The following is a 26991-nucleotide window of genomic DNA, read 5'->3' as shown; positions in this document are numbered from 1 at the left end:
GTCCGGCTATTCATTTAGCACGTCGGCGCGGCTTTTTTTATTCGGCTACTTCCGCCTCGATTTCCTCCGCATCTGCGCCAGGTTCCGGGGCCGTTTCATTGTCCGGCAGCTGGTCCACGTCGGTAATGCCCAGCGGTATGCTCACCCACGCCCCGGTCTTCGGGTCTTTGCGCTTGGCACTGATATAGCGGCGTGTAATGCTCGGCTGATAGCTTTCCTCGATTATTTTCACGCCCTCCAGGAATTGCTCGTCGTGGCTTTCCTCCGCCATTTTGCGGAGTTGCAGCACACGGCTTGCCTTGAGGTTCCCTTGTCCGTCGCGGCTCAGCAGACGCAGAACTGCCGACACAAGTGCCTTGCTCTTTTCGTCGGTTGCCAAACTCTCGATATAGGCGCGCACCATTGCAATACCGTCCTCCACGGTGTCCCGGTAGCCGTCCACCGTATTAACGCCCAGGGTAAGGCGCAGGGTGCTGTCACGGTTTGTGAATGTGTGGCTGTATTGGCCGCCGTCCTTGGTGCCGAATAACTCGGCTTTCATGTCAAGTATGGTCGCAAAATTACCGAAAACCGTATCTTTTACGGTCTTGATTTCCCCGCTTAGGTTCAACAGCTCGGGGATTGCCTGGCTCAGCTCGTCATCGACCATTTGCGCGTAAGTCTCACGCTGCTGTTTGCGTGCTTCTGCGGCCTCTTTTTTGGCCTTTTCTGCCTTGAACGCTTCCCATTCGGCGCGTTCGGCGGCACTCATTGTTACTTGCTCACTCATTGTTAAATGGGTTTTAAGTGGTTATTAAATTGTGTTTAACTGTTTCGGTGTGTGTCCTTTTACACCGCTCAGCGTTATTCATCGTAATTCTCAACGTCCGGGCTCTCAAAATTGAGTGATCCGGCTTCCTCGCTCGCCCACCATGCCAGGGCGTCCAGCAACTCGATTTTGGCGTTCTCAGCCATTCCCTCGGTCTGCTCCAGCACGTAGGCTTTAATTCTTTCCAGTTCTTTGCTCATTGTCAATCTTAGTTTAGTGTGGGGTCAAATTCACGCCCTGCCGTATAGTGCTGCATCAGCATCGCATCTGTCAGTTCATCGACCGCCCGGGCGTCCTTGACCTTGTTGTTAAATGTCGCTATGAGGTTGCGCAGCCGCTCCCTCGGTATCTTGTTAAATTCGACGTAGCCGCTGGCGCGCATCGCTATGCCCTTAATGATTGATATGTTCTGCGTCTGCCCGGTTTCCCTGAGCCAGCTGCCTATTGCTGCAATTACCTGCTTGCGCAGTTTGTCAAGTCGCGCAGTTCCCTGCTTGTGGTCCACCTGCTCGCTCAGCTTCGCGCAAATATCGATTAACTGGTGCTGTGTCAGGTCGCGGCTGCTTTCAACGCCCCAGCTTGACAGGATCGCCCGCTTGGCATCGGCATCAAGTCCCAGGACCGTGCAAAGGGTGTGGTACTTTTTTACGAGCCCGCGGTGTATTTCGTCCATTGTTTTATTTTCTTTTGCCATTTTAATTACTGTAAGAGTTGTTATTATTGGCTGCCGGCCTCCGGCTTAGATTTGTCCGGCCCAGTAGTCAGCTGCGCCCTGTTCCCAAATAATGAAGTCTGCACCGCCTTCGCCGTTGGCCGGGTCCTCGTACCGTGTGGTTACAAATGCTTTGAAGCCCTCGACCTTGATTTTTATCTCTGCATCGTAGCGTATGAATGTCGCCAGTTTGCCGTCCGGGTTCCCGTTTTTGTCATGGCATATAAACACGAACAGTTTGTCCTGGTAGTCGTTTTTCAGCTTCTGGAAACTCCGCTTATTGAAGCCGTCCAGATATTGCAGACTGTCAATTATGATTATTTCAGGGCTGCGCCGTTTGTCCAGACGCTCGCGCAATTCCGGGAGCTGCTCTTTATTCAGCAATACTATGTTGCTGCCTGCTTCTGCCATTTCAACTCGTTCCCATGCCTTTTGCAGCGATAGGCTCAGCCCTTGCTCGAGGCTGTCGTAGGCTACGCGACGGAAGCCGGCCAGATACTTGCAGAGCTGGAGCGTGAATGTCGTTTTACCGCTGCCACTGCCGCCCCAGACTATCCACACACCGCGGAGTTCCGGACGCCCGAAGCTCGCCAGAAACGGGCCGTCAAAGTCTGCGGTCTCAAACTGCGCCGCCAGCACGTTTTTATTGCTTATCGCTCTGCTCATCTCTCTGTTATTTGTTGGCATCAGGGCCGTAGCCCTGTGCCTCAATCATCGCGTTAAATGCTTTGCGCTTCGCCTCCAGGTCCTCTCTGGTACTTGCTTTGATTTCCACACGCACCATTTTTGCGCCGTGGCGGCCTTTTATACGCTTCACGGTAATGTCTACCGCCCAGCCCTCCTCGAGCCAGTCCTGGAGCACCTGAGGCACCCAGAACGGCACGAGGTCAAACTGTGCAAGGTATCTTTTATTTACAGCCTGTTTCATTTCTTTGCTCTCTTGGGGTTCTCATAAGCCCAGCCGATAAGTCTGGCAAACGGCAAGCCAATGCCCAGCGTCCCGGGTATGGTCGAACGGTCTGTTTTTAGGCAAAAATCGCCGTCCTCGTCAACCTCCCCGTCTGTCGTTCCTCTATACACCTGGAAATTATTGAACACAAAAAGGGCGGTGCGTCGTGCGTCTATGTTTTCTATCTCGTCGGGGCTTTTTAACACTCGGCGTTTACCGTCCGAAAATGTTACTGTTATTTTTTCGCTCATGCCGCACCCCCTTTCAGCATCGCCCACACGCTGCGTTTAACGCGTCGCAGGTCGCCGTCGCTTTCGTCGATTACTTTGTTTATTGCCTTGGTGTCGCTCACACCGTTGGCAACGCATACAGCGGCCACGTCCTCGCTGTTTGGCAGGGGCAGTTCTACAAACTTACGCCCTATGCGGCTATATATTTCCGCATAGCCTTTGCGGTTCAGGCGCAGCCCCTTTTCAATCCGCGCTTTCAGGTTGCTGGTCGCGGTCAATATTATGCCGCACTGGTCCTCGAGCTGATTATACAGGCTTATGAAAAAATACAGCACCTGGTCGCTCAGCTTGTCGGCTTCGTCCAGCACTATCAGCGGCGACTCTTTGCGCTTCAATGTGTCTACGATATTGTCCATCATGTCGCTTACGGTCGTGCCGGCTACGGTCGCGCCCATATTCTGCAACAGTTTCGCCATGAACGTGCGCCGGTTCCAATACTCGGAGCAGACCATGTGATACACGTTGCGCCCTGCCGCCGTGTAGTTCTTTATTGCCTCGGTCTTGCCGCTCCCGGCGCCCCCGATTACGGCGGCGGTCAGGCTGTCCGTCTGAACGCTCCGCAGCGTGAATGTCATTACCTCGTATGCGCGGGTCTTCACTACCTGCCACCCTTTGGCCTCATGGCTCCCGGTCTGCGCGGCTATGCTGCGCCACATGTCGTCGGCTATGGTGTCCCAGTTGCCCGCAAGCACCTTGCTGATTGTTGCGCTGCTCACACCGTTAAGGCTGTTGGCCGCTTTGTTCTGACTCCCTTTTTGCCCGCAATAGGCCCGGAGCTGTTCGGTGATCTGTTTTTTCTGTTCTGTTGTCATGTCCTTTTACGTCTTAAAAAATTGAATAATCATTTACTGTTACATTCTCCACCTCATCGCCCTGGCGTGTTACCGGTATTTCCACGGTCTCCACCTCTAAGGCTTCAATGTCGGCGGCAGCAAGCCGTTTGCGGCTGCGGTTATCTTTGTGCTGTCCTCGGCTGTCGGTCAGCAACAGCCTGTCCTCTATGCAAGCACCCAGCGCCGGGGTCCCGTGTATCGGCAGTTCGGCCGCACGTTCAATTACGCGCCGGGCGTCCTCGAAGTGGTCGGCAAGTCTCCGCCCTGTTTCCGCTTCCAGTGCTTTGTTATAGTCGTGCACTCGCTGGAGCTGCTCTGCATCGCCCGGCTTGCGGTCGGCAAGCGCCATGGGCTGCACATATTTTTCCTCAAGCATATAGCGCCGGGTGCCGTCCTCACTGACTGCCAGAACTTCGTGCAGGTCGTCAGGGTCATATTTCACCGTCCAACGCTCTGAGGCGTGATCTCTGAATGTGAGGTCGAAGCAGTCATAATCACGCTTCATGCCTAAAATGGTCGGGCGCAGACCGCAGCCCTCGAGCACGTTCTTAAAGCCGGTTTCAGCACCGAAATTCAACAGGTACATTTCCCTGCTCATCGGCAGCCGGTGTTCCGGTTTCAGGTTAGCAAGTTTTTCCATGAGCTTGCCGATTTTCTGCTGCCGCTCCAACCTCATCATTTCATCTATCTGCGCCCGCAGTCCGGCTTCATCAGGGAAGCTATGGCGGCGCTTGTTCAGTGCCTCACTGTTCGGCTGACGTTTCGGGTTTGTCGTTACACCGAAGCCCGACCAGTTCGGGCACAGCTGGCAATATGTCGTGTTGAGGTGGTTAAAATATGGCTCTACCGGCTTCGCTTTCGCATTGTGGGCCTGTGCCGGTATTACCTTGTCGCCTAACACAGCATATAGCTCGGTCATGCTCTTTATTGCGTAGCGGTCGCTCTGCACCTGGTTATATCTCAGCATTTCGCCGGTTATCTCCCGGCTGTGGATCGCGGCGTTCCTTAATGCCGCTTTTATAAGTTCCGGGCACTCGTGGTCGCCCACTGCGTAGCCCATGGGATAATCAACACAAGGGTCAAGCACCACCACGATTGTAAGGCGGTTGGTGTAGGTCGTTACGTTGTGCCCCTTTTTGTCCGTTCTCGTCTTTTGGTACAGCAGCTCTACAGTCCAGCCGTCAAGTGAACACATCAGGAACGGGGCGGTCGGACGGCTGCGCTTTACCTGCATAGTCTTATTGGCTCGGAAACTCGTAACGCCTAAGCGCCCGGCTGCCGCCTCTAATTGCAGTTTTTCACGCCATACACCCACGGCTGCCGCCGTTATCTCTTTCCACCCCAACATCCGGGCTTTGGCGTTGTAGAACTTAGCCACAACTGTGTCCTGAACGTTGTTGGGATTGCTTATCAGGGTCGCCAAATAACCGGTCTGTTCATCAGTCAGCACCTTACCGGCGTTGCCGTTCAGGAATTTTCCGGAAATAAAGCACTCATAACCGCTGCTGACATACTCCGCGAATTTCATTTGCAGGCGGCGCGGGCTGCCGGGCAGTGAGTGGGGGAAGTGGTCGGCCAGACGGGGTAATGCTGCCGCTGCCCGGCTCCAAAATTCTTTTGCCAGTGTCGTGCGCTTGCCGCTGCGCTGTCGCTTGCTCACATGAGCTTCCCAACGACGGCGAAATGCGTTCATTATGGCTGCGTTGCTTGCGTACTCCAGCACTTTGTCATCGGGTAGGTTACGCCCGTCGCTCAGCTTATAGTCCTGGTAAAAACTCAGTGCCTTGCCGTCCGGCTCCACGGTGTCTATAAATTCCCGGCTGTCGGCCTGCTCCTGTAAATCAGGGTAACGCTTGTAAACCTCGGTCCGCCATTTCAGCGGCAGACTTTCAACGGCATACAGCGCAGTCCGCCCATTGCCGCCCTTGCGCATTTGCTTGACCTGATTTTTACGCACCAGTGCGTTAAGGTTCGCGGTCGTGATTATGCGCCCGGTTAGTTCGGCGTGGCTTATGCAGATTGTTCCGTTAATTGTCTCCATACTCAAAGGCTTTCAGCATACAGTTGCAGTTCCGAAAGTTCCGGAATCTCTTTTATTCTCTTGGTCTGGAGTACGTCGCCCCGGCGGTCGTAGATAACTACGTCGCCCGTGCTCTTATCAATCTCCAGCTTTACGCCATTGTTGAAGTTCTGCACCATGAGCTGGCGGTCGCCCTCTTTTATCTCGTGAAGCGTTTCACACTCCGGGCAGTGGCACATAGGCACCCCGCCACAATCGCGCACTGCGATATATCTAATTTTGCGGGCTTTGTCAGAGTTCCTGCGGTATGTCAGTGCCAGATATACCGTTTTCTCTTCTACTTGAAACAGACGCGCCAATTTCGTTTTGGCCTCATCGCTCACTTTAATGTAGCTGCTTGTTGTTCTCATATCCTTTTACTTTACGATTGTCGTGTAATAATCCTCAAACCACTGTGCAGCCTGTGCCTCTATCCAGGCAAGGCCACATTCGCCGGCGGCTACAAGCAGGGCCGTGGTGTTGTCTATCTGATAGGCCACCATTTCGTCCTCCTCGTTAATTGTTTCCACGAAGTCGGCCAGCTTCGACCACTCGCGGAATCCGATTGTTAATTTTGTTGCTTTCATTGTCCGTTTACGTTGGTTTCTAACTGATTTAGTTCTGTGCTTTCCTTGCTTACCTGCGCTTTTTTTTGTACCTTTGGCGCTTGTAACCTCAGTAACACGCTGCAAAGTTAATACGCATTTGCGGAAAATAAAAATTTTTCAGCGATAAAATTACGCATTTGAGGAAAAATAATTTTTAGGGCATGACTATAAACGAGCGCTTCGGCAAGATAATCAGGATTTTATATGGAGGCAATAAAAGTGCCTTTGCTTCTGCAATTGGCGTTACTCCGTCCGTTGTTGATAATATAACCGGCAAACGACAGGGCAACCCCTCGTTTGAAGTGATTGAAAAGGTTTCCGCACTTGCGGAAGTAAATATCGAATGGCTCATTACCGGTAAGGGGGAAGCATTTGACTTTCGGAGTGAGGAAGAACGCCGTGCACAGGATATTCGGCGCACATCTGAAGTGGAAATAAAACTGATTGAAATGCTTTCGACAAAAGACGATACAATTAGACAACAAGCGGAAGATATTGGTCGTCTCAAAGAACGCATTAATCAGCTTGAACGTAGGTTGGAAAAAACTGCTGGCGGTGCCAACATCGAACATACTGCGAATGCTGGTTAGGTGGTTATCGCGTGTTCCCCAACGTGTCCCCATATACACCCATTAAACCCCGTTAAATGGCTGTTTCCACTGTTTTTTATAGCCTTTTATGGCGTATAAACGAATTTAATAGTGATTATCAGTTAGTTAAACGATTTTTTACCGGGTTGTTTAACGGGGCAAATTTGGGATTAAAGGGGGTGTTAAAGGCTCAAAAATGCCGATTTTCGCGTTTTTTTTGACCTTAAAGGGGGTAGTTACATATATGCCACGGTGTACCCAACTGTATGTCCAACTGTATATCCAACCCCATTTCAAAAACGAAACGTACACAATTTTTGCCACTCTCTGCACCCGGTTCCAGCACTCCGGAGCAGGCGGCAGCCACCGAAATTTAACAACGTATTTAACGACCTGTAAACAGAGCATGCCCCACGTCCACACTTACGCGCACGGGCGCGTTGCCCCTGCCGTCCTCTTATCCTGCCAATCTACTGCAACAAGCCCCAGAAACGCCGTAAACGCTTGGATTTCGCGACCTCTGTGCATTTTCGCACCATTCTACCGGCTACACGCAGAAGCGGCCACACAGCCGGCGAAACCCAGCCATGCAGCCGCACAATATTAAAGCCAATTAAAGCCCGGTTAAAGCCCGATTAAAGGGTCATTAAACAGGTTGCCCCCAAAATTAAACCCCGATTAAAGCAAATTCAAGTTTTTGCACGTTTCGTTTTTCCCGTCGGTCCACCTCTTTAATCCACAAACGCACTGAATATCAACGCTTTTCACGACCAACCGACATTCACACCGTTGCTCGCTTCGTTTTTATGCCCGTAGTACCCTCTTGCATGAGGTGCAAAGTGGTTATAACTTTGCGTTGCAAAACAAAATGATAACTCATAGAAAAAGAAAGGACGACAGAAATGAAAAATGTAGTGTTAATCGGTGCAACAGGATTTGTAGGGTCGGCCATCTTGAGCGAGTTGCTCAATCGTGGCCACAAGGTGACAGCAGTGGTGCGCAATGCCTCCAAGCTGCCCAAGCACGACAACCTTACGGCAGTAGAAGAGGATGTGGCCAACGTTGATGCCATTGCCAGCATAGCCAGTGGCAAGGATGCCGTAATCTCGGCCTACAACCCAGGTTGGGCCAATCCCGACATCAAGCGTCTCATCGAGGAGAACTATCCTAAAATCGTGGTGGCTGCCAAGAAGAGCGGCGTCGAGCGCCTGCTCATCGTGGGCGGTGCCGGCACCCTATTTGTGAAGCCTGGCCTGCGCGTGGTCGATTCGGGTGCCATTCCTGCCGAAATCATTGACGGCGTGCGCCCGTTGGGCGACTTCTACCTCAACCAGCTCACCAAGGAAAACGACATCGACTGGGTGTTCTTCTCCCCTGCCGGCGAGTTTGACGCCCAGGGCGAGCGCACGGGCAAGTACCGCCTGGGCAAGGACGACCTCATCGTCGACAAGACCACTGGCACAAGCCACATCTCGGTGAAGGACTATGCTGCAGCCATGGTCGACGAGCTGGAGAAGCCTGCTCACCACAAGGAGCGCTTCACCATAGGCTACTAAAACACTCAGGGGTTTTCAGTATTGCACCAAATTGAAACAAGGCACATGGCGGTTTGCACACACCGCTTCATGTGCCTTGTTTTCTTCGTCATACATAACTGCTGTTGTTAAATCTTGATTTGAATGATGAAATACAGTTGCTTACTCGGCACAACGCCCACAACTTCATGAATTCCTATCACTGGCCTATCACTGGATGGCCAGCAGCTCCATCCCCAAAATGCAACCCTATCTTGACTTTTTACAGAAAAGCAAAATGTGATGATTGGAAAATAAAAAGAGAAGTTTTGTTGTGGAATTAAACTAATATTGCTACTTTAGTTTCAATTTTTATTAACTATAATCAAACAAATCATGTTATGAAAAAAAACTACATCTTAAACTACATCTTTTTGTTTGTCTTGTTCATGCACATGTTTGCAGTCCAAGCAACTACCATCTATGCCTATCGCTCGTTTCAGCGCGATGCAGGCTCGACAGCAAGTGTCAGGGGCCCTGTCAAATTTGACACATCCAATCCCCGGGCAATTTCGTTGATTGCCGACCAAAGCAAAATGGGTATATGCTATGCAGGCACTTATTACAACTACAAGTGGTATGCCCAAGTCACTCAAGCTGGAACTCAGAGTACAGTCGACGGTCTTTATACAATTGACATGGAAACAGGCCAGCGCTCCCTCATTGCCAGCAGTGGTTTACAACTTACCGACATGACCTATGACTACAGCACCAACACAATGTATGGCATAAGAAACGGCGCTCAGAAACTTGCCACGATCAACCTTGCAACTGGAGAAGTGACCGATATTGCCAGTTTCCATGACAATGCTGGAAGCAATAATGTTTATATGCTTGCCTTAGCTGCCAGCTTCTCTCGAAGTTGTTTTTGTTTTACCTGAAAGATTTGAAAGGGCAAGAAGAAATGGGAGATAGAGGTTCTTATTCAGCTATTTATGGCAAATCGGGAGGCATTCCTCCCGAGAAACGTGAATATTCTTGTGTTGGTGTTATTGGTCATATTAAAGTGATACAAAGCGAAATACCTCCAACAACCATACTCCGAGGTATTCGAATACAAAGAACACTACTTACTTTGCATATTCAAAAGAACGTCATCGCATTGAGGCAATTCATTACTACCGAAATCACCGGCTTGTGAAAAGCGTAGACTTTGGCAAAGGTCGGGAGAAACCTCACGTTCATTATTGGAGCCCTTCTGGTATGGTTGGGCGGAAACGTCACGACAAAAAGAACAGTTTTGAGCTTTCTGCACGGGACAAACGCCTCATGGCATTAGCAAAAACTTTCAAAATATAACAACATAAAGATATGGAAAAGAAAATATTAATTAAAAATTTCTGGAAAGTAGGGAACAATGGAGACCGAAATTTGTATGAAGATGATTTGGGGTGGGGAGATAGCCTGAAAAGAGCGGCAAAAAGCGACTACCCAGAATACATTTTTCGCTATTGTGTGGAAGATGTGGGCTACAATATCCTCTTTTATTGGTTGCAAGACAGGAACTTCTACACAATAGAAACCGAGTTAACCCCTATTGAAGTTCGCCGCATCTATCCCAACCCGAATTGGGACGGGAAATGTGAATGGCAGAAAGCGGACTCGGATGTAGGGCCTTCAACTGCATCCGCTGGTGAAGTTATCGCCACATTTGACAATCCGACCCAAATTTGGAATGGGCTAAAGATAAATGGAGTCCCAATAAGTGATGTGCTCGACAACTCTGTAATCATCGATTTGGACTGATCCAATCCGTTTTCTTTTATAATCACTAACCATTCTTGGCTTTTTGGCTGAATAAGTCATTGAGCGGAACGGAATGGTTGGTGATTAAATCTTGTATTTCAGCGTGAAGCGTACTGAACACGGCACGGTCGGTAGTGACCACGGCACACTCCGAGTGGTTGCCGCGGGTCAGGTTCTATTCTGTCGCTGTAAGCTTTATCGTAACCAATATTCAGCCCAGACCATATAGTTTTGAATAATCCCATTCTGTTTTATACTTTTCATAAGAATAGAAAATTGGCGAAATATCAGTTGATTGTATGGCTGGGGTTGGAAGATATTTGTATCTTTACGGTCTAAAAACTAATAAAACAATAAAGAAATGCAAATCAATGTAACACAAGATAGTGCTGGAGAGTCAATCAAATTCAACATTGACATTCCAGATGGGCTTATAAACATTAAGCGTGTTAAGCCATTAAAAATCATTCAAATTACGGATGGCACGTTTCATCTAACAGGCGATACGGAATTGTTGGAAGATGAATTAAAATCTCTTGGCTGTGTGCTTCTGGAAACAAAAGATAATAATTCAGTATGGTACTTTACTAAAAACAAACAAAAAGCTGTTGAGGCTTTGGTAAGTGTTGTTAATAAATTGAGATAATTAAATAATGGAGAATTTTTGTTCAAAATGTGGCAACCAGCTATCAATTGGGGATAAGTTTTGTAATAAATGAGGAAACCCTATTTGCAAAACAAATAATAATACCTAAAATCCGCAACTATCATCCAATACACGATTAAGGGTAGATTTATGAGTCGTTAGTAGCAGCTTTCAGTAAAAAGCAACAGCACAACATCAATATGTAGCCACCATCCCCTTACCCCACGATGCGACTTGAGGTAATACGCAGATTCAAACCGGAAAGAAAGGATTCTTATCCGAATTCTGTTTTGAAGGGTTTTGCATAAGCTCGGTTCTCTGTGTAGATATTCAGCACGTATTGCCTTGCAGTCATGATCCACTTGGCAGGTACGGAGATGAATCTGAAGACAAAAGCCTTTATGCGACTCGTTTTCTTGAGCCCAAAAGCCTTGGTGTCAAGCCTGCTCATGATGGTCTTGTAGAAATTGTGTATCAATGCAGTAAGCAGAAGAAAGACAGTATTCTCCGCCATGAATGACTTGGGGAGCCTGCTCCAACCGAATCCGTTGTTCATGTCGTCAAAGATACGTTCCTTGCCGCCACGCAGATTGTAGAATTCAACAATGTCCCTTGTCGATGACTTGTAATCGTTGGTCAGAATACAACGGTAAGTGTATTCGCCTTCCCACAGGTCAAGGTCGCCACTGTTGCGTCTTTGTCTCTGGATGACAAGACGATAGCACTTGCCTTCCCATTTCTCAACGAGAATGGAATTGAGTTCGAACTGGATGCCGTTAATCTCCTCCGTCTTCCATCCTCTCAGAGCAAAGATGTCATTGTAGAGCGAACTGCATCGGTTGGCACGGATGTAGAAATGTTTGCAATGCTTCTCTATCTCACTGACGATTTCCTTCGAGCAGGAACCGCAGTCTGCCCTGAAGCGATTTACACGGATGTTCTGGGATTCCAGAAGAGCGAAGAATCTCTTATGGGTGTCTGCCTGATGAAAACGCACATTCGTGTTACCATCGCTGTTCTCGATATAGACTATCTTGTCACCGATAACATATACGCCAGGCCTGTAGCCGAGGAACTTTTTGTAGGTCGGTTTTGCATCATACTTCTCCGTTTCAAGGAACTGATGGTCAAAGTCAACATCGTATTCCTCAATTTCCTTCAACTCGCCTGTAGAAACCAAAGCGTTTATAAGCAATGTGTTGAGTTTGTCTGCAGTATTGAAATCATAGGTCTTGCCTTGGTCGGAAGTATAGGAGATGTTTTCCTGTGTCAGTTCCTTGATGGCTCTGAGGATGGTATCAGAGCTGCATGTACGAAGGGTAGGATGATACGAGAGATGGCGCATCAGTTGTGACGTTACGTCTTCCACGCATGAGCCGCCACAGAAATAAACGCTCATCAGCGAACGGACTATCTCGCTGAACTGATATCCGAAGATACTGCTGCATCTCTGACCCAGTGTTGAGTCGATAACGGGTGAAAGCATGGAGTCAAATTTCTCCATGATTGAAAAAATTCCTCCAAAAGGTGTGAGTTTTTCGAATTTTATTTGTACCTTTCCTAATTTGACAGTTTGTTGTATTAACGTGTTACTACACAATACTTTACATAGTAAAGTAATGTAGCTAATTTTTCGGTGCTGCAAGGATTAACCTTTGTTAACCTTTCGGTAGAACGCGTTCATCGCTGCTTTTGTGATTATCTGTTTGTTAACTTCCACACCGGCAAGCTCTTGCAGTTGGTCGGTGAGGCTGGTGCGCTGGAACATGGGCACGTATCCCAGTCCCTGGATTTGTCCGAAGCGCAGGTTCTGGAGAGTGTCGATCAGCTGGTCGACGGTCAGGGGGTGCTCCTTGTAGGCCTCGGGGAACGAGTCGGCCAGCTGCTTTTGCAGGAGCTTGAGCAGCAGCAGTGCGAGGAAGCAGACGAGGAAGTGGGAGCGGATGCGGTCCTGCCTGGAGAGGTAGACGGGTCTGGCCTCGAGGTGGGTCTTGGTGGTGCGGAACAGGTGCTCTATCTCGTGATGGAAGGAGCGTGCCTTGAGCACGAACGCGGCCTCGTCGTCGAGCGAGGTGGCGTAGGCGTAGAAGCCGTCGAGCTTCTCCTCCTGCCCTAGGATGTCGTCATTGATGACCATCTCGGTCTTGACGGCCGTCTGTCCGTCGTCGGTCTTGTGTATGGTCTCTATGTAGTTGAGCGGTGACTGCTGCGAGCGGCGCGGGTTGGCCTGCCCCCTGGCCACTATCTTCCTGGCCGCCGCGAGGCGCTCGGCGCGCTTGTGCCTGAGGAAGAGGGCGAAGTCGTGGCTGTAGGTGATGATGACCCTCTCGGCCCTGGAGGAGCTTTGCCATTGCCTGATGCGTCGCCCCCGGGCGTCGACGGGCGTTGCGCCGGGGTTCTCCCTGCGGGCCTCGAGCCACTGCGGGTTGAGGCATTTCACGGTTTTGTCGACAAGTATCTCCTTGTAGAATGTGGTCTGGCGCAGCAGGGAGCTGTCAGCCTGGCCGCCCTCGCGCAGCACGTCCAGGTTGTAGAGGCCGCCGTCGGAGTACTTCTCGTGCAGCAGCCTGGCCTTTTCCCCGTCGGCGCAGTAGCCCAGCCTCCAGCCCCTGGGGTCGACGGCGGCCCGGCGGTCGGCGGCGGGCAGCGAGGGGATCGACTGGACGCAGATGTAGTCGCGGCCCTGGTCCATGTTGTAGCGCCGGTTGCCCTCCGAGGCCAGGCCGGCGTCGGTGGAGACGACGAACTCGGTCAGGCCGAACTTGCGCCTCAGCACATCCTCGAGCGGCTGGAGCGTGGCCTGCTCCGACTCGTTGCCCGGGAAGACCACAAAGGCCAGCGGGATGCCGTCCATGTCCATGAACATGCCCATCTGCACGATGGGGCTGGGCCGGTTCTCTTTCGACTTGCCGCGCTTGCGCAGCCCGGCCACGAGCTCGCCGGTCTCTATGTTCACCGTGTCCCTGTCGTTGTCCTCGATCTCGAAGTAGTAGTTGGTGCAGTCGTAGTAGATCACCCTGTCCCTGCGTTCCATGAACCTGGCCGAGCAGGCGTAGACGCCGGCCTGGATGTCGTCGATGTGGCCCGAGAGCAGGCTCAGGGCCCGGTACATGTCGGCCTCGCCGAACTTCGGGGGCCGCACCAGCCCCTGCGCCTTTCGCAGCGTCCTCTGCTTGGAGCAGGGGAAGAGCAGACGGCCCGTGACCAGCGTCCTCAATATCCCGTCGAGGTCGAACTTCGCCTTGCTCGCCTTCTTGATCTCGGCGCACATGCGGGGCAGGCCGAGCCTGTTGTAGAGCGGCAGCAGCATCAGGTCGCCGCCCGCCCGCAGAGGCAGGTCGCCCATCCCCACGGTCTGGCCCGGGTAGAAGTCAACCGAAATGCGCTCCCTGCCGGCCTTCTCCTCCTCGGTCATGCGGGCCGCCAGGTCCCTGACCCACTGGCGCGGGTCCTGGCAGCCGTACTTGCGCCTGATGTCCTCAAGCAGCCCCAGCCGCCTGACAGTCTTTGTGGTAGACTTGCCGTCGATGCGCACCGACTTCTGGATGTAAGCCCACGTGCCCTTCTTTGTAGTGCCGAATGTCGCCTTCATATCGATAATCCTTTAATGTAATAACTACTATTAGCTACAAATATACAAATAAAAAATGAACTGTGCAACAATTCATTAGAAAAAATTTTACACTCTAACTGTCAAAGTCCCGCTGTTGCGTCTTTGTCTCTGGATGACAAGACGATAGCACTTGCCTTCCCATTTCTCAACGAGAATGGAATTGAGTTCGAACTGGATGCCGTTAATCTCCTCCGTCTTCCATCCTCTCAGAGCAAAGATGTCATTGTAGAGCGAACTGCATCGGTTGGCACGGATGTAGAAATGTTTGCAATGCTTCTCTATCTCACTGACGATTTCCTTCGAGCAGGAACCGCAGTCTGCCCTGAAGCGATTTACACGGATGTTCTGGGATTCCAGAAGAGCGAAGAATCTCTTATGGGTGTCTGCCTGATGAAAACGCACATTCGTGTTACCATCGCTGTTCTCGATATAGACTATCTTGTCACCGATAACATATACGCCAGGCCTGTAGCCGAGGAACTTTTTGTAGGTCGGTTTTGCATCATACTTCTCCGTTTCAAGAAACTGATGGTCAAAGTCAACATCGTATTCCTCAATTTCCTTCAACTCGCCTGTAGAAACCAAAGCGTTTATAAGCAATGTGTTGAGTTTGTCTGCAGTATTGAAATCATAGGTCTTGCCTTGGTCGGAAGTATAGGAGATGTTTTCCTGTGTCAGTTCCTTGATGGCTCTGAGGATGGTATCAGAGCTGCATGTACGAAGGGTAGGATGATACGAGAGATGGCGCATCAGTTGTGACGTTACATCTTCCACGCATGAGCCGCCACAGAAATAAACGCTCATCAGCGAACGGACTATCTCGCTGAACTGATATCCGAAGATACTGCGGCATCTCTGACCCAGTGTTGAGTCGATAACGGGTGAAAGCATGGAGTCAAATTTCTCCATGATTGAAAAAATTCCTCCAAAAGGTGTGAGTTTTTCGAATTTTATTTGTACCTTTGCAGCGCCTTGTTACGATTTTCGCTTGTTTTCTAATTGCAACACTAAGATAAGTGAAAAATCTGACACGGCAAAATCCTAGGCAACTTATTGTTGCTCAGGAACTTATAAATAAAGTTAAATTATAGTGTTGCGGAATTAAGGTAATACTCAATTAGATAAAACTCTATTGCAACGTGTCCTACATTCATAGGACGCTTATCATTATATGCGTAATCCTCTTGTAAATTATCAGTATTATTCATATACCTATCAAATGACTCAAATACATAAGACTGTCTGCTGCCAATATTATAATATTTCCCCCATAGATTATGATACAGGAACGAGTCATGACTTTCTCCCTTGGCTCGTTCCTTAACTTTTGCACGGCACTTTGCAATTCTGAAAAAATACTTATCTTTGTGTACAAATTATAAAACAACACATTGACATGAACAAAATCATTAGAGTTCTCACACTGGTGGTCGCATTGCTTGTCGCGATACCGGTATTTTCCCAGAAATTTGCAATCTTGAGCGACATCCATGTCACTCCCGGCAACGCCAACGAGCAACAGCTTAAAGCTGCGGTTGCCGAAATCAACAAGAGTGACGTGGATGTTGTGGTCTTGACTGGCGACTTGACCAACGAGGGCAGCGATGCACAGTTGCGAAATGTGAAATCGATTCTCGACAGCCTCACCAAGCCCTTATATGTGATACCAGGCAATCATGAAAACACTTGGAGCCAAAGCGCGTGCAAGACCTTCAACGACCTGTGGGGCGCCGACCGCTTCGTCTTCAACATCGACTCTCTCGTGGTTGTGGGCATGAACTGTGGCCCCTTCATGAAAATGGGCGACGGTCACATCAAGCAGGAAGACCTCTTGTGGCTCGACAAGACCCTGGCCGAGCGGGTAAAACCGGGCATGAAGGTGTTCAGTTTCAATCACTACCCCATCAATGCCGATCTCGACAACTTCCGCGACTATGTGAAGGTGTTGAAGAAATATCCCGTCATCACCCACCTGGGCGGCCACTACCATGCATGGAAACAGTATGAAACCGATGGCATTATGGGCATTGTGGTGAGGGCCCTCGACATGCACAACCACGACTATGGCTACACACTCATGGATGTGGACTTGAAACGTGATTGGATACAAGTCTACAACAAGCGCATCGGCAACGAGCCAGAACTCATGTATGTGTATAAGCCTAATCTCGATTATTACGACACGCCTAAGCCCAAATTCCAAAACCTGGTTTCGGCTGGCTTCAACGTTCAAAAGGTATATGCCGACAATGCGTCCATTTTCACGCGTCTGGCCGTCGATAGCCGCAACATCTATTTCGGCAACTCGCTGGGCTATTGCAAGGCTGTAGACAAGGCTTCTCGTCAAGTGCGGTGGGGCTACAAGACCGACGCCATGCTGTTTTCACGCCCGGTTGTAGGCCAGAAATATGTGATTGTACCCACGGCCGACAAGCGCCTTGTGTGGCTAAACAAGACAACTGGCAAAATGGTATGGCAGTATAAAGCTGCAGGTCCCTATGTGGCCGATGGTCTCATTGCCGATGGCATCTTGTATCAAGGCGGATACAAGATATTCCAGGCATGGAATGTCGACCGCCACAAGCTCAAGTGGCAATACGACAGCATTGGCAATTATTGCCAGGCCGAACCAGTGGTGAAAGACGGCGATGTGATATTTGGAGCTTGGGATACCCGCCTGCGTTGCCTCGACAAGAAAACTGGCCGCCTCGAGTGGTCGTGGAGCAACGGAAAATCGCAAAACCTGCTGAGCCCTGGCAACGTGGTGCCTGTGGTCACGAGCGACCGCGTGCTCATCGTTGCCCCCGACCGTGCCGCTACAGCCATCGACCGCAAAACCGGCACCCAATTGTGGCGTGAAACTCAGGCACGCAAGGTGCGCGAGAGCCTTGGGGCGAGCGAAGACGGCAAGGTGGCCTATGCCAAGACTATGGAAGGCATGCTCGTGGCCATGAGCACCGAGGACAGTGCTTTCAACCTGCTGTGGTCAGTTGACCTGGGCATGGGCTACGAGCATGCTCCCTGCCCCATCCTTGTGCACAACGGCTACATCTACACGGGCAGCCGTCAGGGCATGCTGGCCATCGTCGACGAGAAAACCCACCAGGTGGTGGTGAAGTATGAAATGGGCAGCAGCGAGGTGAACGGCTTTGCTGTTGACCCTGGCACTGGCGATGTGTATTGCTCGCTCATCGAGGGCACAATCTACAAAATATCGAGGTAGACCACAAATCACATGATATACTGCAAGTCCTGAACAGCGGGTAAAACACTGTCCAGGACTTGCTTTTTTTATAATAGAGAGCCTTAACCCTCGGTGTGATGCCTGCTCCCGAGCTTTTTCTCGTCGTCCTCGGTCCACAAGGGATTCTCATCGTCCCAGTCGTCAAAACCAAAGAAAGCCTCTTCGGTGAACTCTTTCATTTCTCGCCCATCCTTCTTGGTAGGGCGTCCCAAGCCCTTCTGTCGCTTGACAAAACCGCCTATGCGTGCCATTTCAAGCAACTCATACTGGTCGGGCGTAGTCACATTTTTCAAGTAGTTGGGCACCAACTTGGCCCCTACCCTGTTGTCGAGCAGCGCAAGCACCTCGAAGGTGAACGTGATGGGCGGCTTGCGCACCGATATCTTGTCGCCCACTTTGATAATGTGCGAAGGCTTCACGTTCATGCCCGCTATTGTCACACGGCCCAGTTTGCAAGCCTCGGTAGCCATCGAACGCGTCTTGAACACGCGCACAGCCCAGAGCCATTTGTCAATTCTCACGTCCTTCATCATGCACTCACTTGTTGTTGAAATTGGTCATTGCAAAACTCAGGCCCGAGAGGCAAAAGGCCTTGATGGCTTCGATGGCTACATCGATGCGCTGGGGCAGTATGGCCAGCTCATCATCAGTGGGGTGGCCCAGCACATAGTCGATCTGCATGCCGCGGGGAAAATCATTGCCCATGCCGAAACGCAGCCGGGCAAAGGCGTTCGAACCCAGCATGGCTGTGATGTTTTTCAACCCATTGTGGCCGCCGTCGGCCCCCTTGCCACGCAGGCGTATCACGCCAAAGGGCAATGCGATGTCGTCGACAACCACGAGAATGTGGTCGAGATCGATATTTTCTTTATTTTTCCAGTATCTCACGGCCTCACCGCTCAGGTTCATGTAGGTCGACGGTTTCAAGAGCAGCAATTGCTGGTTCTTGAGGCGCATTTCGGCCACATCACCGTAACGCTGGGTTGTGAAAACAATATTGGACGCCTTGGCAAAGGCATCCAATACTGTAAAACCTATGTTGTGGCGGGTGCCTTGGTATTCTTCACCAATGTTACCCAAGCCGACAATTAAATACTTCATTCAGCGTAATTTGATATTGAATTACTCGGCTGCAGCGCCGGTAGCAGCTGCGCCCTCTTCACCCTCGGCACCTTCGGCTGTTGCTGTGGCATCGTCGGTGGCAGCATTGCGCGTTGCACGCACACCGGTGATCACAAGATCCTTGGCGCTTACAAGCTCGAAGTTGTCAAACTTGAGGTCGCCCACCTTGATAGCCTTGCCAATCGTGAGTGCATCGACATTGACGTCGAGCGACTCGGGAATGTTGGTGTAGATGCCCTTCACCTTCACACGCTTCATGTTGAGGTAGAGCTTGCCACCTGCCTTCACACCAGCAGCGTGGCCAGTGACGTGCACAGGCACCTCTACTACCACAGGCTTCTGGTCGTTCACCTCGAGGAAGTCCATGTGCAGGATGTCGTCGGTGAGTGGGTGGAATTGAATATCTTTGAGAACTGCCTTGTGCGTCTCGCCGTTGAAGGTAAGGTCGACGACATAAATCTCGGGCGTGTAGACCAACTTGCGCACGTCGTTGAATTTCACGACCAGGTCGGTAGTTATCACACCCTTGCCAGCTGCAGTGGTCATCACCGCTTTCTCGCCAGCTTCGAGCTTGCCATTGTAAACCCACTCGCCCTTTTCGTTTTGCTCAAACTGGATGAGCTTGCCGCCATTGAGCACTACGGGGATTTTTTTCTCGTTGCGAAGGGCCTTGGCGGCCTTCTTGCCAAGATCAGTTCTTGGTTCTGCGTTTAATTGAAAAGTTTTCATTGTTTGTAATTGATTGTGTTACTAAAAATTAAGTGTATTGCCTTAATTTCCCATCACACGGAAACTTTAAAGCGGTGCAAAGGTACAACTTTTTTGCCTCTTCACCAAATAAATATGAGACTCGTCTGTAATCATTTTTTTGCTCTTATTATGAGCCAATTGCTTTGGAATCGGGTGTTGTCGTAGCGCTTGGCAAGCTCGGTCGTCGTGCCACCTGCCATAGTGCGATACCACCCATAGGCCCAAGTGCCCATGTCGAGATACAGAGCATCGCGCGCTCCCAGTTGCACAATGCCTGCAACAAACTCCTCGGGATATTGCTCGTCGGCACCTTGCACGATAGCGAAGCTGCCATCGGCCATGAGCACTGCAGCTCTGAAAATGATGTGCGGCCTGCGGTCGATGATGGCTTGCGGGATGCGATCGACGTGTGCGACACCGTTTTCTACAATATAGCATTGCTGAAATAGGTAGCCACGATGTGCTGTGGCCGATTTTATGGATTGGTCTATGATGTCGCTGGGCAAAATTTTCACCTTACCATCCACGATGAGCATGTGCCCGGTCGTTGTCACATCGGCATATCCCTTGTGCAGTGTTCCTGCCACGACATGGTCGCCACACACTGTCGTGAGGTCGTCGCCGGTGAAAGCTGCAGCCACACTGAGCAGCAAGCTGCCGTCGTTCACATCGGGAGCGGTGCCGCTCTGCGTGAGCACTTCAGTCCCAGCTTTTGGTTTCATTACAATGTATCGATGCCCCAGTGCCGCGACAGTGTCGACTGCGAGCAGTTGCTGGTTGTTGAGAGTTGAGTCCATGTTTTTTAGTGTATTGCAGGCTGTGGTGCACATGGCTGCCAGCAGCATGATGAGAAAAATAATACGCATTTCTTTATTTTCCAAACAGTATGGCGCGGTCGCGTTGGGCAGCTGGCTTCACCCACTGCTCGGGCACGAAGCGCCAGTTGTTGTTAGGTTTGGGCGCAATTGTTCCCTCTCGCTTGATTTCTTGCATCAAGTAGAATCGCTGGTCGCGTGCACTCTTGTATATCACGCGGCTTTCCAGCTCATCCTTGGCTATGCCTGCGCCCTTGGTCAGGAGCTGCCCGCCGCCGTTGGCACGGTAGCTGTTGAGTGCCACCTTGTAGGTCTTGTGCAAGTCGAAGGGCTTGCCATTGCTCATCCTCAATATCTTCACCTTGCTGCCTTTGGGCTTGGACACGTCGACCACATAGTCGATGCCCGCGGCGCTGTCAAAGTTGTAGGTGGGGTTAGCAAACCATAATCCCTTGTTGCCGTTGCTTGCCGAAAGGTTGAAAAGGTGATCGCTTGGACTGGTCATGGTGTTTACCCACAGGTCGTAGCTCATCTCCAAGTGCTTCCTTATTTCTTCACCTGTGAGTTTCATCACATAGAGCTGGTTTTCAAACCGGTAAAGGTTGAACATGTCACCCACTGTGATGGTGCCCTTGTGTAGCACAGCATGAGCCGAGAGTGGTGCATTGAAAGCCACATCGGCTCCGGTGAGCTTGAGCTGAAGGTTCAGAATCAAATCGGTAAAGGCGCTGTTGCCAAAGAAGCAGTCCTCGCTACTCAAGTCGCTCTCGAGTGTACCAATGGGCTGGTTTACCCATGACTTCACGCTGTCGAGCTGGGGCTTGAAATGTGCCATATACTGGCTGTCGGGCTTGATGGTGGTATAGTCGACCAACGAGCCCTTTTTCATGTCGAGCCTCCAGCTGCAGTCGCCTTCGCGATGCAGGGTGACGTCGGCTCTGGCCACCTGCATGGCATTGTTGGCCGAGTTGAGCAGCAACACCCCGTTTTCCACGCTGTTGTGCTTCACGTGGTCGTGACCAAAGAAGATGATGTCGATGCCCTCGACCTGCCTGGCAACGGCCAGAGCTTCGTTTTCGCAATAAGACGACGTGACAATGCCGCCCTCAAGGCCACTGTGAAACAATCCCACGACGAGGTCGGGGTTCTCGTTGTCGTGGATGTATTTTATCCAATACTTGCAGCTCTCAACGATGTCGTCGATGCGCAGGCCGCTGTAGATGCGCGGTGCAAGCCAGTTGGGGATGGCAGGCGTCAACATGCCCAGCACAGCAATTTTCACGCCTTTCTTGTGCAATATCGTGTAGGGTTTCACATAGGGGGAGCCCGTTGCAGTGTTCACAATGTTGGCACCCAGCACGGGGCATTTCACCTCGCCCATCCACTTGTCGTACACGGCGTGTCCTGGCTCAACGTCGTGGTTGCCCACCGCTTGGGCATCATAGCCCAGGTAATTCACGACCTGCGCCGCAATATTTTGCTGGGTGGTGTCCACATAGTTGTAGTAGTAGCTGATGGGCTGCCCTTGCAGAATATCGCCATTGTCGAGCAATACAAGGCCGTCGCCCAGTGTGGCGCGCAGCGAGTCGACATAGGTGCTAAGTCGGGCTATCGAGCCTGCCCGTGGCTTGCCAGTGATGAAGTCATATGGGAAAAAACACCCGTGCACGTCACTTGTCTCGAGCAGAGTGATGCGCACCTCGCCATTGTTGTCATTCGCTCCTTGAGCATGTTGCACCGTCATGACCAGTGCAATGCACATGGCCATGAACGGCAATATCAACTGTTTCTTCTTCATAGTTGCTGTAATTGTTTCTTTTACTGTGCAAAGTTACAAAAAACTGCATCATGCACAACTCAATTGTGTTGTGCAGGCGGTGCATTATCGCGATGGAGCGATGTGCGACAAAATAAATTGCACCCCAGGCTCGCGATTTAATGAAAATTTACAGCTGAAATTTGCAATTTTGAAAATACAGCGTTAAATTTGCCTTGAAAAAATGTGAAAGCTACCAAATATACCTTTCATGTGCGGAAACTCAAACGACATATACACTTTATATAATAAGATATTAATCTTTTAATTTAACTTAAACTAAAAATTATTATGAAGAAAGTTTTACTTTTAGCTGCTTGTGCAGCAATGTTTACCAGTGCCTTGGCCGATACTACAGCCGATGGTTACACCATCACCAAGGCTACCGATGTGGCTTGGCCTGCAGAGTTGCCAAGTCTTGAATGCCGTCAAGGCTTTGGCCTTAACAACCAGTTCTATATCCAAAACAAGGCAAAACAAGAGCTTCAAGTGTATGACCTCACGGGCAAGCTCGTGAAAACGATTCCATCGGGCAAAGCCACTGGTGTTTCCTATGACGAAGCGGGCAATATTGTCATCAGTCTTTGCACGTTCCCCAATGAATACCGCACCGACACCGTACAAATCAAGGTTGTGAGCGCCGATGGCAAAACGGTGAAAAATTACAACTTGCCTACCGAATCTATTGTTAAGGGTCGTTGCGACTTCTTGGGCTGCGCCGAAGGCAACATGCTCACCGATGGTTCACTCTATCTTGTGGGAGCTACCAACACAGGCGTAGGCATAATGCGAGTTGCTGATGACGAGCTCGATGTCGACAATTCTTATCAGGCAATTGCTGCAGGAACAACTCCAAGCACCTCTACTGTTGTCATGCCCTGGAAGCCTGTAGGCAGCGAAGACATGCACTATCTCTATGTGTCGCGCAGCGCCACTCCATGCGACATGGTGATGGATGGTGAGAACTTCAAGGTTACTCCTATTACCCTGCCCAACAAGGGTGCTTGCAATGGCGCTTATCCATTTGTGTACGAAGGCAAGAACTACATTGCATATCCCACTCCTACCAACTATTTTGACGGTTTTGCAGTGGCCGAGATTACCTTCAACGACGATGGCACCATCAGCGCTGGCGAGGCTCCTGTGATACAAGTTGACGCAGTGGCAACAGCCAATGCTAATGGTTTCCAGGCCGACTGGCTGACAGTTGACCCCAGCACCCAGACTATTTATCAAGTCTATCCTGGCGGTGGCCTGCGCACCTACAAGTTTACTACTCCCCAAAGCACGGGTGTAAACAATGTGACCGCAGCCAAGACTGTGAAGAACGTGACCTATGTGAACACTCTGGGCATGCAAAGTGCCGAACCGTTCCAAGGCATGAACATCGTTGTGACCAACTACACCGATGGCAGTCACACTGCAACCAAGGTGATGAAATAAAATGACCTGAGCATTAATTTAGACGTAAAAGGGCCTCGGTTTAAACAGCTGCCGAGGCCCTTTGTCAATTTGCTTCCTTAAATAGGAATGCACCCTGCAATTCCTCTCTACCTTTAAGACACGTCAAACATGAAGCCTTTTATATATTTAACTACTTAAAACAAATAAACGATGAAGAAAATCTTACTAACCTGCCTGTGTATGGCAGCACTCACTGCCAGTGCACAGAATCCATTTGCCTACGGCATCTCGGCCATCCTCCCCGAGGGCAATCAATTTGTCGAAGGCTACGCCGAAGCTCTGCCCATAAGCTACACGCTCAATGCCGCTGCAACCAAAGTTGCCATCAATTTCTATAAAGACGGTGCAACCACCCCTGTAAAAACTGTGGAGTTGACAGCTGCCGAGGCATTGACGGCAGGCACGCACACTGCCGATGTTGCAGTGAGCGACCTGAAAAACGGCGCCTACACCTGGAGCATAACAGCTACAGGCGCTGCAATCACGTCACCTGTCGAAATGGACAAGGCCATCCAGTTCTGGTCGCCCTATGGCATCGCCATCGACAACAATCCCGAGAGTGCTCACTTCGGCCGCGTGCTGTGCGGCGAGAGCCAAGCCTCGGCCCCCTCTACTTATTTCTCTCAGCAGCATGGCGGCATCGGGCTCTTCGAGTTTGACCCGCAGTTGAACTTCGTGGCACGCTACGACGGCGGCCTTTCGATGGCAAACTTCAAATATCCCAAGGGCGCTCAATCGACAGCATTCCATGTAAAGAAAGTGAGAATAAGCAAAGACGGCCGCGTGTTTGTGGGCATGCTCGACTGCGTGAACAACCCCATCTACGAGCTCGATCCCAACGACCTCAGCAAGTGGACTCCCATCTTCAATGGCACTCTGGCAGCCGACACAACGGGTATCGTGACCAACGCCGAGGGCAAAACTGTGGCAATCGCAAGTGCAGCCTTCGACATAGTGGGCAGCGGAAAAGACTTGAAGATTGTAAACCTGTCGTCGAAATACGGCATGTCATACTCTTATGAGAACTATAGCTGCAACGAGTATGCTCTGGGCACAGCCACAAGCTGGAGCGACCCCATCTCGGCCAGCACAATGGTGATGCCGCTCGACGGCCAGTACACCATCTCGGCCCAGTCGGTATCACTGGCCTACGACCAAGACGGCAACGGCATATGGTATGCCCAATATCGCGGCGAACCAACCGATGCCCAGCCGGCGCTAAAGCACGTGAGCCGTGGAGCCGACGGCAACTGGACCGAGGACTATAGCGACATCAAGACTGTGGTGCGTGGCGGCGGCATTGCCTACAACACCGACTACAGCCTGCTTGCTATACCGAAAGGCAACAACAAGCTTGGCATCTACAAGGTGGCTGCAGGCACAAGCAGCACAGCACAACAGGCAGCAGCACTGGCCAATCCCACCCTTACCGAGCTGTATACAATCACAACTACAAAGTTGCGTGGCTTCAACGATATAGCATTTGACTGCGCCAACAATCTCTATGCTTGCGACAACGGCAAGGAGACTTTGGTTGAAGTCCAGCTCCCGCGCGACAACAACGACTGCGAGGTGGCAGCACGCAGTGCCTTCAACTTCAAGGTTACCCTCTCGACGGGCGTTAACGACTTGACTGCTGCCAAGACGGTGAGTAGCGTGCGCTACTACAACGTGAGCGGTCAAGAAAGCGCCGAGCCCTTCCAGGGCGTAAACATCGTTGTGACCAATTACACCGATGGCAGCCACACGACAACCAAGGTCGTGAAATAAGTCAAGTAGCATATTACACTCCTAAACAAGCCGTCAGTCGATATCACGACTGGCGGCTTATTGCTGTTTATCATCAATCACATGAAAACGGGCTCACTTTTGATATTTGCCAGTAAGCCCGTCGCGTGAAAAATATGAGAATGATTTATTTCTTCAATTCAGCCTCGATTTTTTCAACTTCCTCTCTGAAAGACTTTTCTACCGACAGCCTTTGCTCAATTTGCTTGATGGCATGAAGCACAGTTGCATGGTTACGGTCGAGCCGCATGCCAATGTTGGTTGACGACAGCTGGGTCTCCTTGCGTGCAAAGTACATCACGAGTTGCCTGGCATCAGATATCTCACGCTTGCGGGTTTTGCCATAGATGAGCGACGAGTCGATGTTGTAATGTTTGGCTACCGTCTCGGCAATCATATCAAACGTAACTTGGCGCTTATTGATTTTCACCGAGTTGGATATCACCGACCGTGCCAGGTCGATGTTGATGTCTTGGTTGAGCATCGTGGCATGGGCCAGGAGTGAGACCACAATGCCCTCAAGCTCACGTATGCTGTCGGTAACGTTGCTTGCAATGTAGTCGAGCACCTCGGCGGGTATTACAAGTCCATCTTGCGATGCCTTGAGCTCCAGTACGTTGCGACGCAGCGCGTAGTCGGGCTTAGACAATTCGACAGTCATGCCCCACTTGAAACGCGATATGAGGCGTGGCACCATGCCGTCGAGCTCACTGGGGCGGCAGTCGCTTGAGAGTATCAACTGCTTGCCATGGCTGTGAAGCTGGTTGAAAATGTGGTAGAATGTGTTTTGTGTCTTTTGCTTGCCGGCAAACTCCTGTATGTCGTCAAGAATAAGCACATCCATGCTTTGATAAAAGTTGATGAAGTCGTTCACCTTGTTGTCGCGCACAGCAGTTGTGTACTGACTTTCAAAAATGCGAGCCGTGAGGTAAAGGACGCGCGCGCGCGGGTTGTTCTCTTTTATCTTGATGCCTATGGCTTGAATGAGATGGGTCTTGCCCACGCCCGTTGGGCCGAAAATGAACAAGGGGTTAAATGTCTTGCAATTGGGGTCGGTAGCTATAGCCATGCCAATGCTCACTGCAAGTTTGTTGCTATTGCTGTCGCAATAGTTCTCAAAGGTGTTGCGAGGATTGAGCTGCGGGTCAACGTCGGCATACTGCACAGGCTCAAAGGGGTTGCCTGGCTGGCGCGACTGCGACAAGTAGCGGTTGTTGATGACCGTGCTCGAGTTATCGTTTTCCTCGGTCACCGACTGCTCGTGGCTCACAACATCGTAGTTGTAGTAAAGCTTGACCTTACCAAAAACACGCATTATCACAGCTTTGAGCAAGTTGAGGTACCTTGACTCAATTTGCTCAACAAAGTATTGCGTGGGTGCGTGCAAAACAAGCTTGCCGTCGTCAAACTTCAAAGCAGTAATGGGGGCAAACCAAGCATTATACTGCTCTACGGGCAGATTGTCCTTGATGATTGCAAGGCATTCATTCCATTTCTCGATATGTTGACTTGATGCTGTCATTAATAATGATAAAAACAAAAAGAGGCACTTTTTGTAGTACAA

Annotated in this window: 27 protein-coding genes and 1 pseudogene; 9 read left to right on the top strand and 19 right to left on the bottom strand. The window is 50.6% G+C overall.

Translation table 11 applies throughout. From position 1 onward, the window contains the following. Positions 1 to 37: 37 nt before the first annotated feature. The 10 genes from GF423_RS00145 to GF423_RS00100 all read right to left on the bottom strand — a co-directional run bounded on the left by GF423_RS00145 (position 38) and on the right by GF423_RS00100 (position 6238). A complete protein-coding gene (locus tag GF423_RS00145; protein ID WP_154326432.1) occupies positions 38 to 769 on the bottom strand; it encodes a DUF3164 family protein in 732 nt (243 codons plus the stop codon). Positions 770 to 843: 74 nt separating this feature from the next. Continuing rightward, the gene (locus GF423_RS00140; RefSeq protein WP_154326431.1) at positions 844 to 1008 is read right to left on the bottom strand and encodes a hypothetical protein; all 165 of its coding nucleotides are present in this window, start codon (positions 1006 to 1008) and stop codon (positions 844 to 846) included. Positions 1009 to 1016: 8 nt separating this feature from the next. Then, complete coding sequence (locus tag GF423_RS00135) at positions 1017 to 1502, bottom strand: hypothetical protein (RefSeq protein WP_235911707.1); 486 nt, start codon at positions 1500 to 1502, stop codon at positions 1017 to 1019. A 45-nt stretch (positions 1503 to 1547) separates the two neighbouring features. Then, entirely contained in the window at positions 1548 to 2186 is a 639-nt protein-coding gene (locus GF423_RS00130; protein ID WP_154326429.1) for an ATP-binding protein, read from the bottom strand. Between the two features lie 7 nt (positions 2187 to 2193). Beyond that, positions 2194 to 2448, bottom strand: coding sequence for a hypothetical protein (locus GF423_RS00125; RefSeq protein ID WP_154326428.1), 255 nt, complete (start codon positions 2446 to 2448; stop codon positions 2194 to 2196). Continuing rightward, a complete protein-coding gene (locus GF423_RS00120) occupies positions 2445 to 2720 on the bottom strand; it encodes a hypothetical protein (protein ID WP_154326427.1) in 276 nt (91 codons plus the stop codon). Before GF423_RS00120 ends, GF423_RS00125 begins: the two co-directional genes overlap by 4 nt. After that, the gene (locus GF423_RS00115; protein ID WP_241004959.1) at positions 2717 to 3475 is read right to left on the bottom strand and encodes an AAA family ATPase; all 759 of its coding nucleotides are present in this window, start codon (positions 3473 to 3475) and stop codon (positions 2717 to 2719) included. Before GF423_RS00115 ends, GF423_RS00120 begins: the two co-directional genes overlap by 4 nt. Before the next feature lie 109 nt (positions 3476 to 3584). Then, positions 3585 to 5633: a hypothetical protein gene (locus GF423_RS00110; RefSeq protein WP_154326425.1), complete on the bottom strand. Its 2049-nt coding sequence runs from the start codon at positions 5631 to 5633 to the stop codon at positions 3585 to 3587. Between the two features lie 2 nt (positions 5634 to 5635). After that, positions 5636 to 6022 carry a hypothetical protein gene (locus tag GF423_RS00105; RefSeq protein ID WP_154326424.1) on the bottom strand — a complete coding sequence of 129 codons (387 nt, stop codon included), beginning with the start codon at positions 6020 to 6022 and terminating at the stop codon, positions 5636 to 5638. A 6-nt stretch (positions 6023 to 6028) separates the two neighbouring features. Further along, positions 6029 to 6238: a hypothetical protein gene (locus GF423_RS00100; RefSeq protein WP_154326423.1), complete on the bottom strand. Its 210-nt coding sequence runs from the start codon at positions 6236 to 6238 to the stop codon at positions 6029 to 6031. A 182-nt stretch (positions 6239 to 6420) separates the two neighbouring features. Here GF423_RS00100 and GF423_RS00095 point away from each other — a divergent pair, with 182 nt between their 5' ends. The 6 genes from GF423_RS00095 to GF423_RS00070 all read left to right on the top strand — a co-directional run bounded on the left by GF423_RS00095 (position 6421) and on the right by GF423_RS00070 (position 10815). Next, positions 6421 to 6849, top strand: coding sequence for a BAR domain-containing protein (locus GF423_RS00095; RefSeq protein WP_154326422.1), 429 nt, complete (start codon positions 6421 to 6423; stop codon positions 6847 to 6849). Between the two features lie 902 nt (positions 6850 to 7751). Then, the gene (locus GF423_RS00090) at positions 7752 to 8405 is read left to right on the top strand and encodes an NAD(P)-dependent oxidoreductase (protein ID WP_154326421.1); all 654 of its coding nucleotides are present in this window, start codon (positions 7752 to 7754) and stop codon (positions 8403 to 8405) included. A gap of 359 nt (positions 8406 to 8764) precedes the next feature. Beyond that, a complete protein-coding gene (locus GF423_RS00085) occupies positions 8765 to 9304 on the top strand; it encodes a hypothetical protein (protein WP_154326420.1) in 540 nt (179 codons plus the stop codon). A gap of 5 nt (positions 9305 to 9309) precedes the next feature. Then, on the top strand, positions 9310 to 9564 hold the full coding sequence (locus GF423_RS00080) for a hypothetical protein (protein WP_154326419.1): 255 nt from the start codon (positions 9310 to 9312) through the stop codon (positions 9562 to 9564). 170 nt (positions 9565 to 9734) lie between these two features. Beyond that, positions 9735 to 10169 carry a hypothetical protein gene (locus GF423_RS00075; RefSeq protein WP_154326418.1) on the top strand — a complete coding sequence of 145 codons (435 nt, stop codon included), beginning with the start codon at positions 9735 to 9737 and terminating at the stop codon, positions 10167 to 10169. A gap of 361 nt (positions 10170 to 10530) precedes the next feature. Then, positions 10531 to 10815: a hypothetical protein gene (locus GF423_RS00070; RefSeq protein ID WP_154326417.1), complete on the top strand. Its 285-nt coding sequence runs from the start codon at positions 10531 to 10533 to the stop codon at positions 10813 to 10815. Positions 10816 to 11089: 274 nt separating this feature from the next. On the opposite strand, the gene GF423_RS00060 is transcribed toward GF423_RS00070, so the two are convergent. The 3 genes and pseudogenes from GF423_RS00060 to GF423_RS00050 form a co-directional block, all read right to left on the bottom strand. Further along, on the bottom strand, positions 11090 to 12397 hold the full coding sequence (locus GF423_RS00060; RefSeq protein WP_154328943.1) for an IS1380-like element IS612 family transposase: 1308 nt from the start codon (positions 12395 to 12397) through the stop codon (positions 11090 to 11092). A 66-nt stretch (positions 12398 to 12463) separates the two neighbouring features. Then, complete coding sequence (locus tag GF423_RS00055) at positions 12464 to 14407, bottom strand: IS1634 family transposase (protein ID WP_154326416.1); 1944 nt, start codon at positions 14405 to 14407, stop codon at positions 12464 to 12466. Between the two features lie 102 nt (positions 14408 to 14509). After that, positions 14510 to 15382 (bottom strand): annotated as a pseudogene (locus tag GF423_RS00050) (IS1380-like element IS612 family transposase); the annotation flags it as partial. Between the two features lie 442 nt (positions 15383 to 15824). On the opposite strand from GF423_RS00050, the gene GF423_RS00045 reads away from it, so the two are divergent. After that, positions 15825 to 17651 carry an outer membrane protein assembly factor BamB family protein gene (locus tag GF423_RS00045; RefSeq protein ID WP_154326415.1) on the top strand — a complete coding sequence of 609 codons (1827 nt, stop codon included), beginning with the start codon at positions 15825 to 15827 and terminating at the stop codon, positions 17649 to 17651. An 83-nt stretch (positions 17652 to 17734) separates the two neighbouring features. On the opposite strand, the gene GF423_RS00040 is transcribed toward GF423_RS00045, so the two are convergent. From GF423_RS00040 to GF423_RS00020, 5 genes are all read right to left on the bottom strand, one after another. After that, a complete protein-coding gene (locus tag GF423_RS00040) occupies positions 17735 to 18202 on the bottom strand; it encodes an RNA-binding S4 domain-containing protein (protein ID WP_154328942.1) in 468 nt (155 codons plus the stop codon). 7 nt (positions 18203 to 18209) lie between these two features. Next, complete coding sequence (gene pth / locus GF423_RS00035; RefSeq protein ID WP_154326414.1) at positions 18210 to 18773, bottom strand: aminoacyl-tRNA hydrolase; 564 nt, start codon at positions 18771 to 18773, stop codon at positions 18210 to 18212. Positions 18774 to 18794: 21 nt separating this feature from the next. Further along, positions 18795 to 19523, bottom strand: coding sequence for a 50S ribosomal protein L25 (locus GF423_RS00030; protein ID WP_154326413.1), 729 nt, complete (start codon positions 19521 to 19523; stop codon positions 18795 to 18797). A 131-nt stretch (positions 19524 to 19654) separates the two neighbouring features. Next, positions 19655 to 20410 (bottom strand): hypothetical protein, encoded by a 756-nt coding sequence (locus GF423_RS00025; RefSeq protein WP_154326412.1) that lies wholly within the window; start codon positions 20408 to 20410, stop codon positions 19655 to 19657. Between the two features lie 4 nt (positions 20411 to 20414). Then, positions 20415 to 22157: a bifunctional metallophosphatase/5'-nucleotidase gene (locus GF423_RS00020; protein WP_394367034.1), complete on the bottom strand. Its 1743-nt coding sequence runs from the start codon at positions 22155 to 22157 to the stop codon at positions 20415 to 20417. Positions 22158 to 22466: 309 nt separating this feature from the next. Between GF423_RS00020 and GF423_RS00015 the strand changes: the two genes are divergently transcribed. Together GF423_RS00015 and GF423_RS00010 are read left to right on the top strand one after the other, a co-directional pair. After that, positions 22467 to 23618, top strand: coding sequence for a hypothetical protein (locus tag GF423_RS00015; RefSeq protein WP_154326411.1), 1152 nt, complete (start codon positions 22467 to 22469; stop codon positions 23616 to 23618). Between the two features lie 171 nt (positions 23619 to 23789). Continuing rightward, positions 23790 to 25409 (top strand): hypothetical protein, encoded by a 1620-nt coding sequence (locus tag GF423_RS00010; protein WP_154326410.1) that lies wholly within the window; start codon positions 23790 to 23792, stop codon positions 25407 to 25409. Between the two features lie 145 nt (positions 25410 to 25554). Here the strand turns inward: GF423_RS00010 and dnaA are convergent, their stop codons facing one another. Continuing rightward, positions 25555 to 26949 carry a chromosomal replication initiator protein DnaA gene (gene dnaA, locus GF423_RS00005; RefSeq protein ID WP_154326409.1) on the bottom strand — a complete coding sequence of 465 codons (1395 nt, stop codon included), beginning with the start codon at positions 26947 to 26949 and terminating at the stop codon, positions 25555 to 25557. Between the last annotated feature and the right edge of the window lie 42 nt (positions 26950 to 26991).

This window comes from Sodaliphilus pleomorphus (genome assembly GCF_009676955.1).
Taxonomy (GTDB): Bacteria; Bacteroidota; Bacteroidia; order Bacteroidales; family Muribaculaceae; genus Sodaliphilus; species Sodaliphilus pleomorphus.
This window is presented reverse-complemented; position numbering and strand designations above follow the sequence as displayed.

Bases quoted from the DNA above. Each gene is read 5' to 3' on its own strand.
- GF423_RS00120 (WP_154326427.1), bottom strand. From the start codon at position 2,720: ATGAGCGAAAAAATAACAGTAACATTTTCGGACGGTAAACGCCGAGTG.
- GF423_RS00030 (WP_154326413.1), bottom strand. From the start codon at position 19,523: ATGAAAACTTTTCAATTAAACGCAGAACCAAGAACTGATCTTGGCAAG.
- GF423_RS00040 (WP_154328942.1), bottom strand. From the start codon at position 18,202: ATGAAGGACGTGAGAATTGACAAATGGCTCTGGGCTGTGCGCGTGTTC.
- dnaA (WP_154326409.1), bottom strand. From the start codon at position 26,949: ATGACAGCATCAAGTCAACATATCGAGAAATGGAATGAATGCCTTGCA.
- GF423_RS00010 (WP_154326410.1), top strand. From the start codon at position 23,790: ATGAAGAAAATCTTACTAACCTGCCTGTGTATGGCAGCACTCACTGCC.
- GF423_RS00025 (WP_154326412.1), bottom strand. From the start codon at position 20,410: ATGCGTATTATTTTTCTCATCATGCTGCTGGCAGCCATGTGCACCACA.
- pth (WP_154326414.1), bottom strand. From the start codon at position 18,773: ATGAAGTATTTAATTGTCGGCTTGGGTAACATTGGTGAAGAATACCAA.
- GF423_RS00130 (WP_154326429.1), bottom strand. From the start codon at position 2,186: ATGAGCAGAGCGATAAGCAATAAAAACGTGCTGGCGGCGCAGTTTGAG.
- GF423_RS00075 (WP_154326418.1), top strand. From the start codon at position 9,735: ATGGAAAAGAAAATATTAATTAAAAATTTCTGGAAAGTAGGGAACAAT.
- GF423_RS00100 (WP_154326423.1), bottom strand. From the start codon at position 6,238: ATGAAAGCAACAAAATTAACAATCGGATTCCGCGAGTGGTCGAAGCTG.
- GF423_RS00015 (WP_154326411.1), top strand. From the start codon at position 22,467: ATGAAGAAAGTTTTACTTTTAGCTGCTTGTGCAGCAATGTTTACCAGT.
- GF423_RS00105 (WP_154326424.1), bottom strand. From the start codon at position 6,022: ATGAGAACAACAAGCAGCTACATTAAAGTGAGCGATGAGGCCAAAACG.
- GF423_RS00070 (WP_154326417.1), top strand. From the start codon at position 10,531: ATGCAAATCAATGTAACACAAGATAGTGCTGGAGAGTCAATCAAATTC.
- GF423_RS00135 (WP_235911707.1), bottom strand. From the start codon at position 1,502: ATGGCAAAAGAAAATAAAACAATGGACGAAATACACCGCGGGCTCGTA.
- GF423_RS00110 (WP_154326425.1), bottom strand. From the start codon at position 5,633: ATGGAGACAATTAACGGAACAATCTGCATAAGCCACGCCGAACTAACC.
- GF423_RS00090 (WP_154326421.1), top strand. From the start codon at position 7,752: ATGAAAAATGTAGTGTTAATCGGTGCAACAGGATTTGTAGGGTCGGCC.
- GF423_RS00145 (WP_154326432.1), bottom strand. From the start codon at position 769: ATGAGTGAGCAAGTAACAATGAGTGCCGCCGAACGCGCCGAATGGGAA.
- GF423_RS00085 (WP_154326420.1), top strand. From the start codon at position 8,765: ATGAAAAAAAACTACATCTTAAACTACATCTTTTTGTTTGTCTTGTTC.
- GF423_RS00140 (WP_154326431.1), bottom strand. From the start codon at position 1,008: ATGAGCAAAGAACTGGAAAGAATTAAAGCCTACGTGCTGGAGCAGACC.
- GF423_RS00045 (WP_154326415.1), top strand. From the start codon at position 15,825: ATGAACAAAATCATTAGAGTTCTCACACTGGTGGTCGCATTGCTTGTC.
- GF423_RS00055 (WP_154326416.1), bottom strand. From the start codon at position 14,407: ATGAAGGCGACATTCGGCACTACAAAGAAGGGCACGTGGGCTTACATC.
- GF423_RS00095 (WP_154326422.1), top strand. From the start codon at position 6,421: ATGACTATAAACGAGCGCTTCGGCAAGATAATCAGGATTTTATATGGA.
- GF423_RS00125 (WP_154326428.1), bottom strand. From the start codon at position 2,448: ATGAAACAGGCTGTAAATAAAAGATACCTTGCACAGTTTGACCTCGTG.
- GF423_RS00020 (WP_394367034.1), bottom strand. From the start codon at position 22,157: ATGAAGAAGAAACAGTTGATATTGCCGTTCATGGCCATGTGCATTGCA.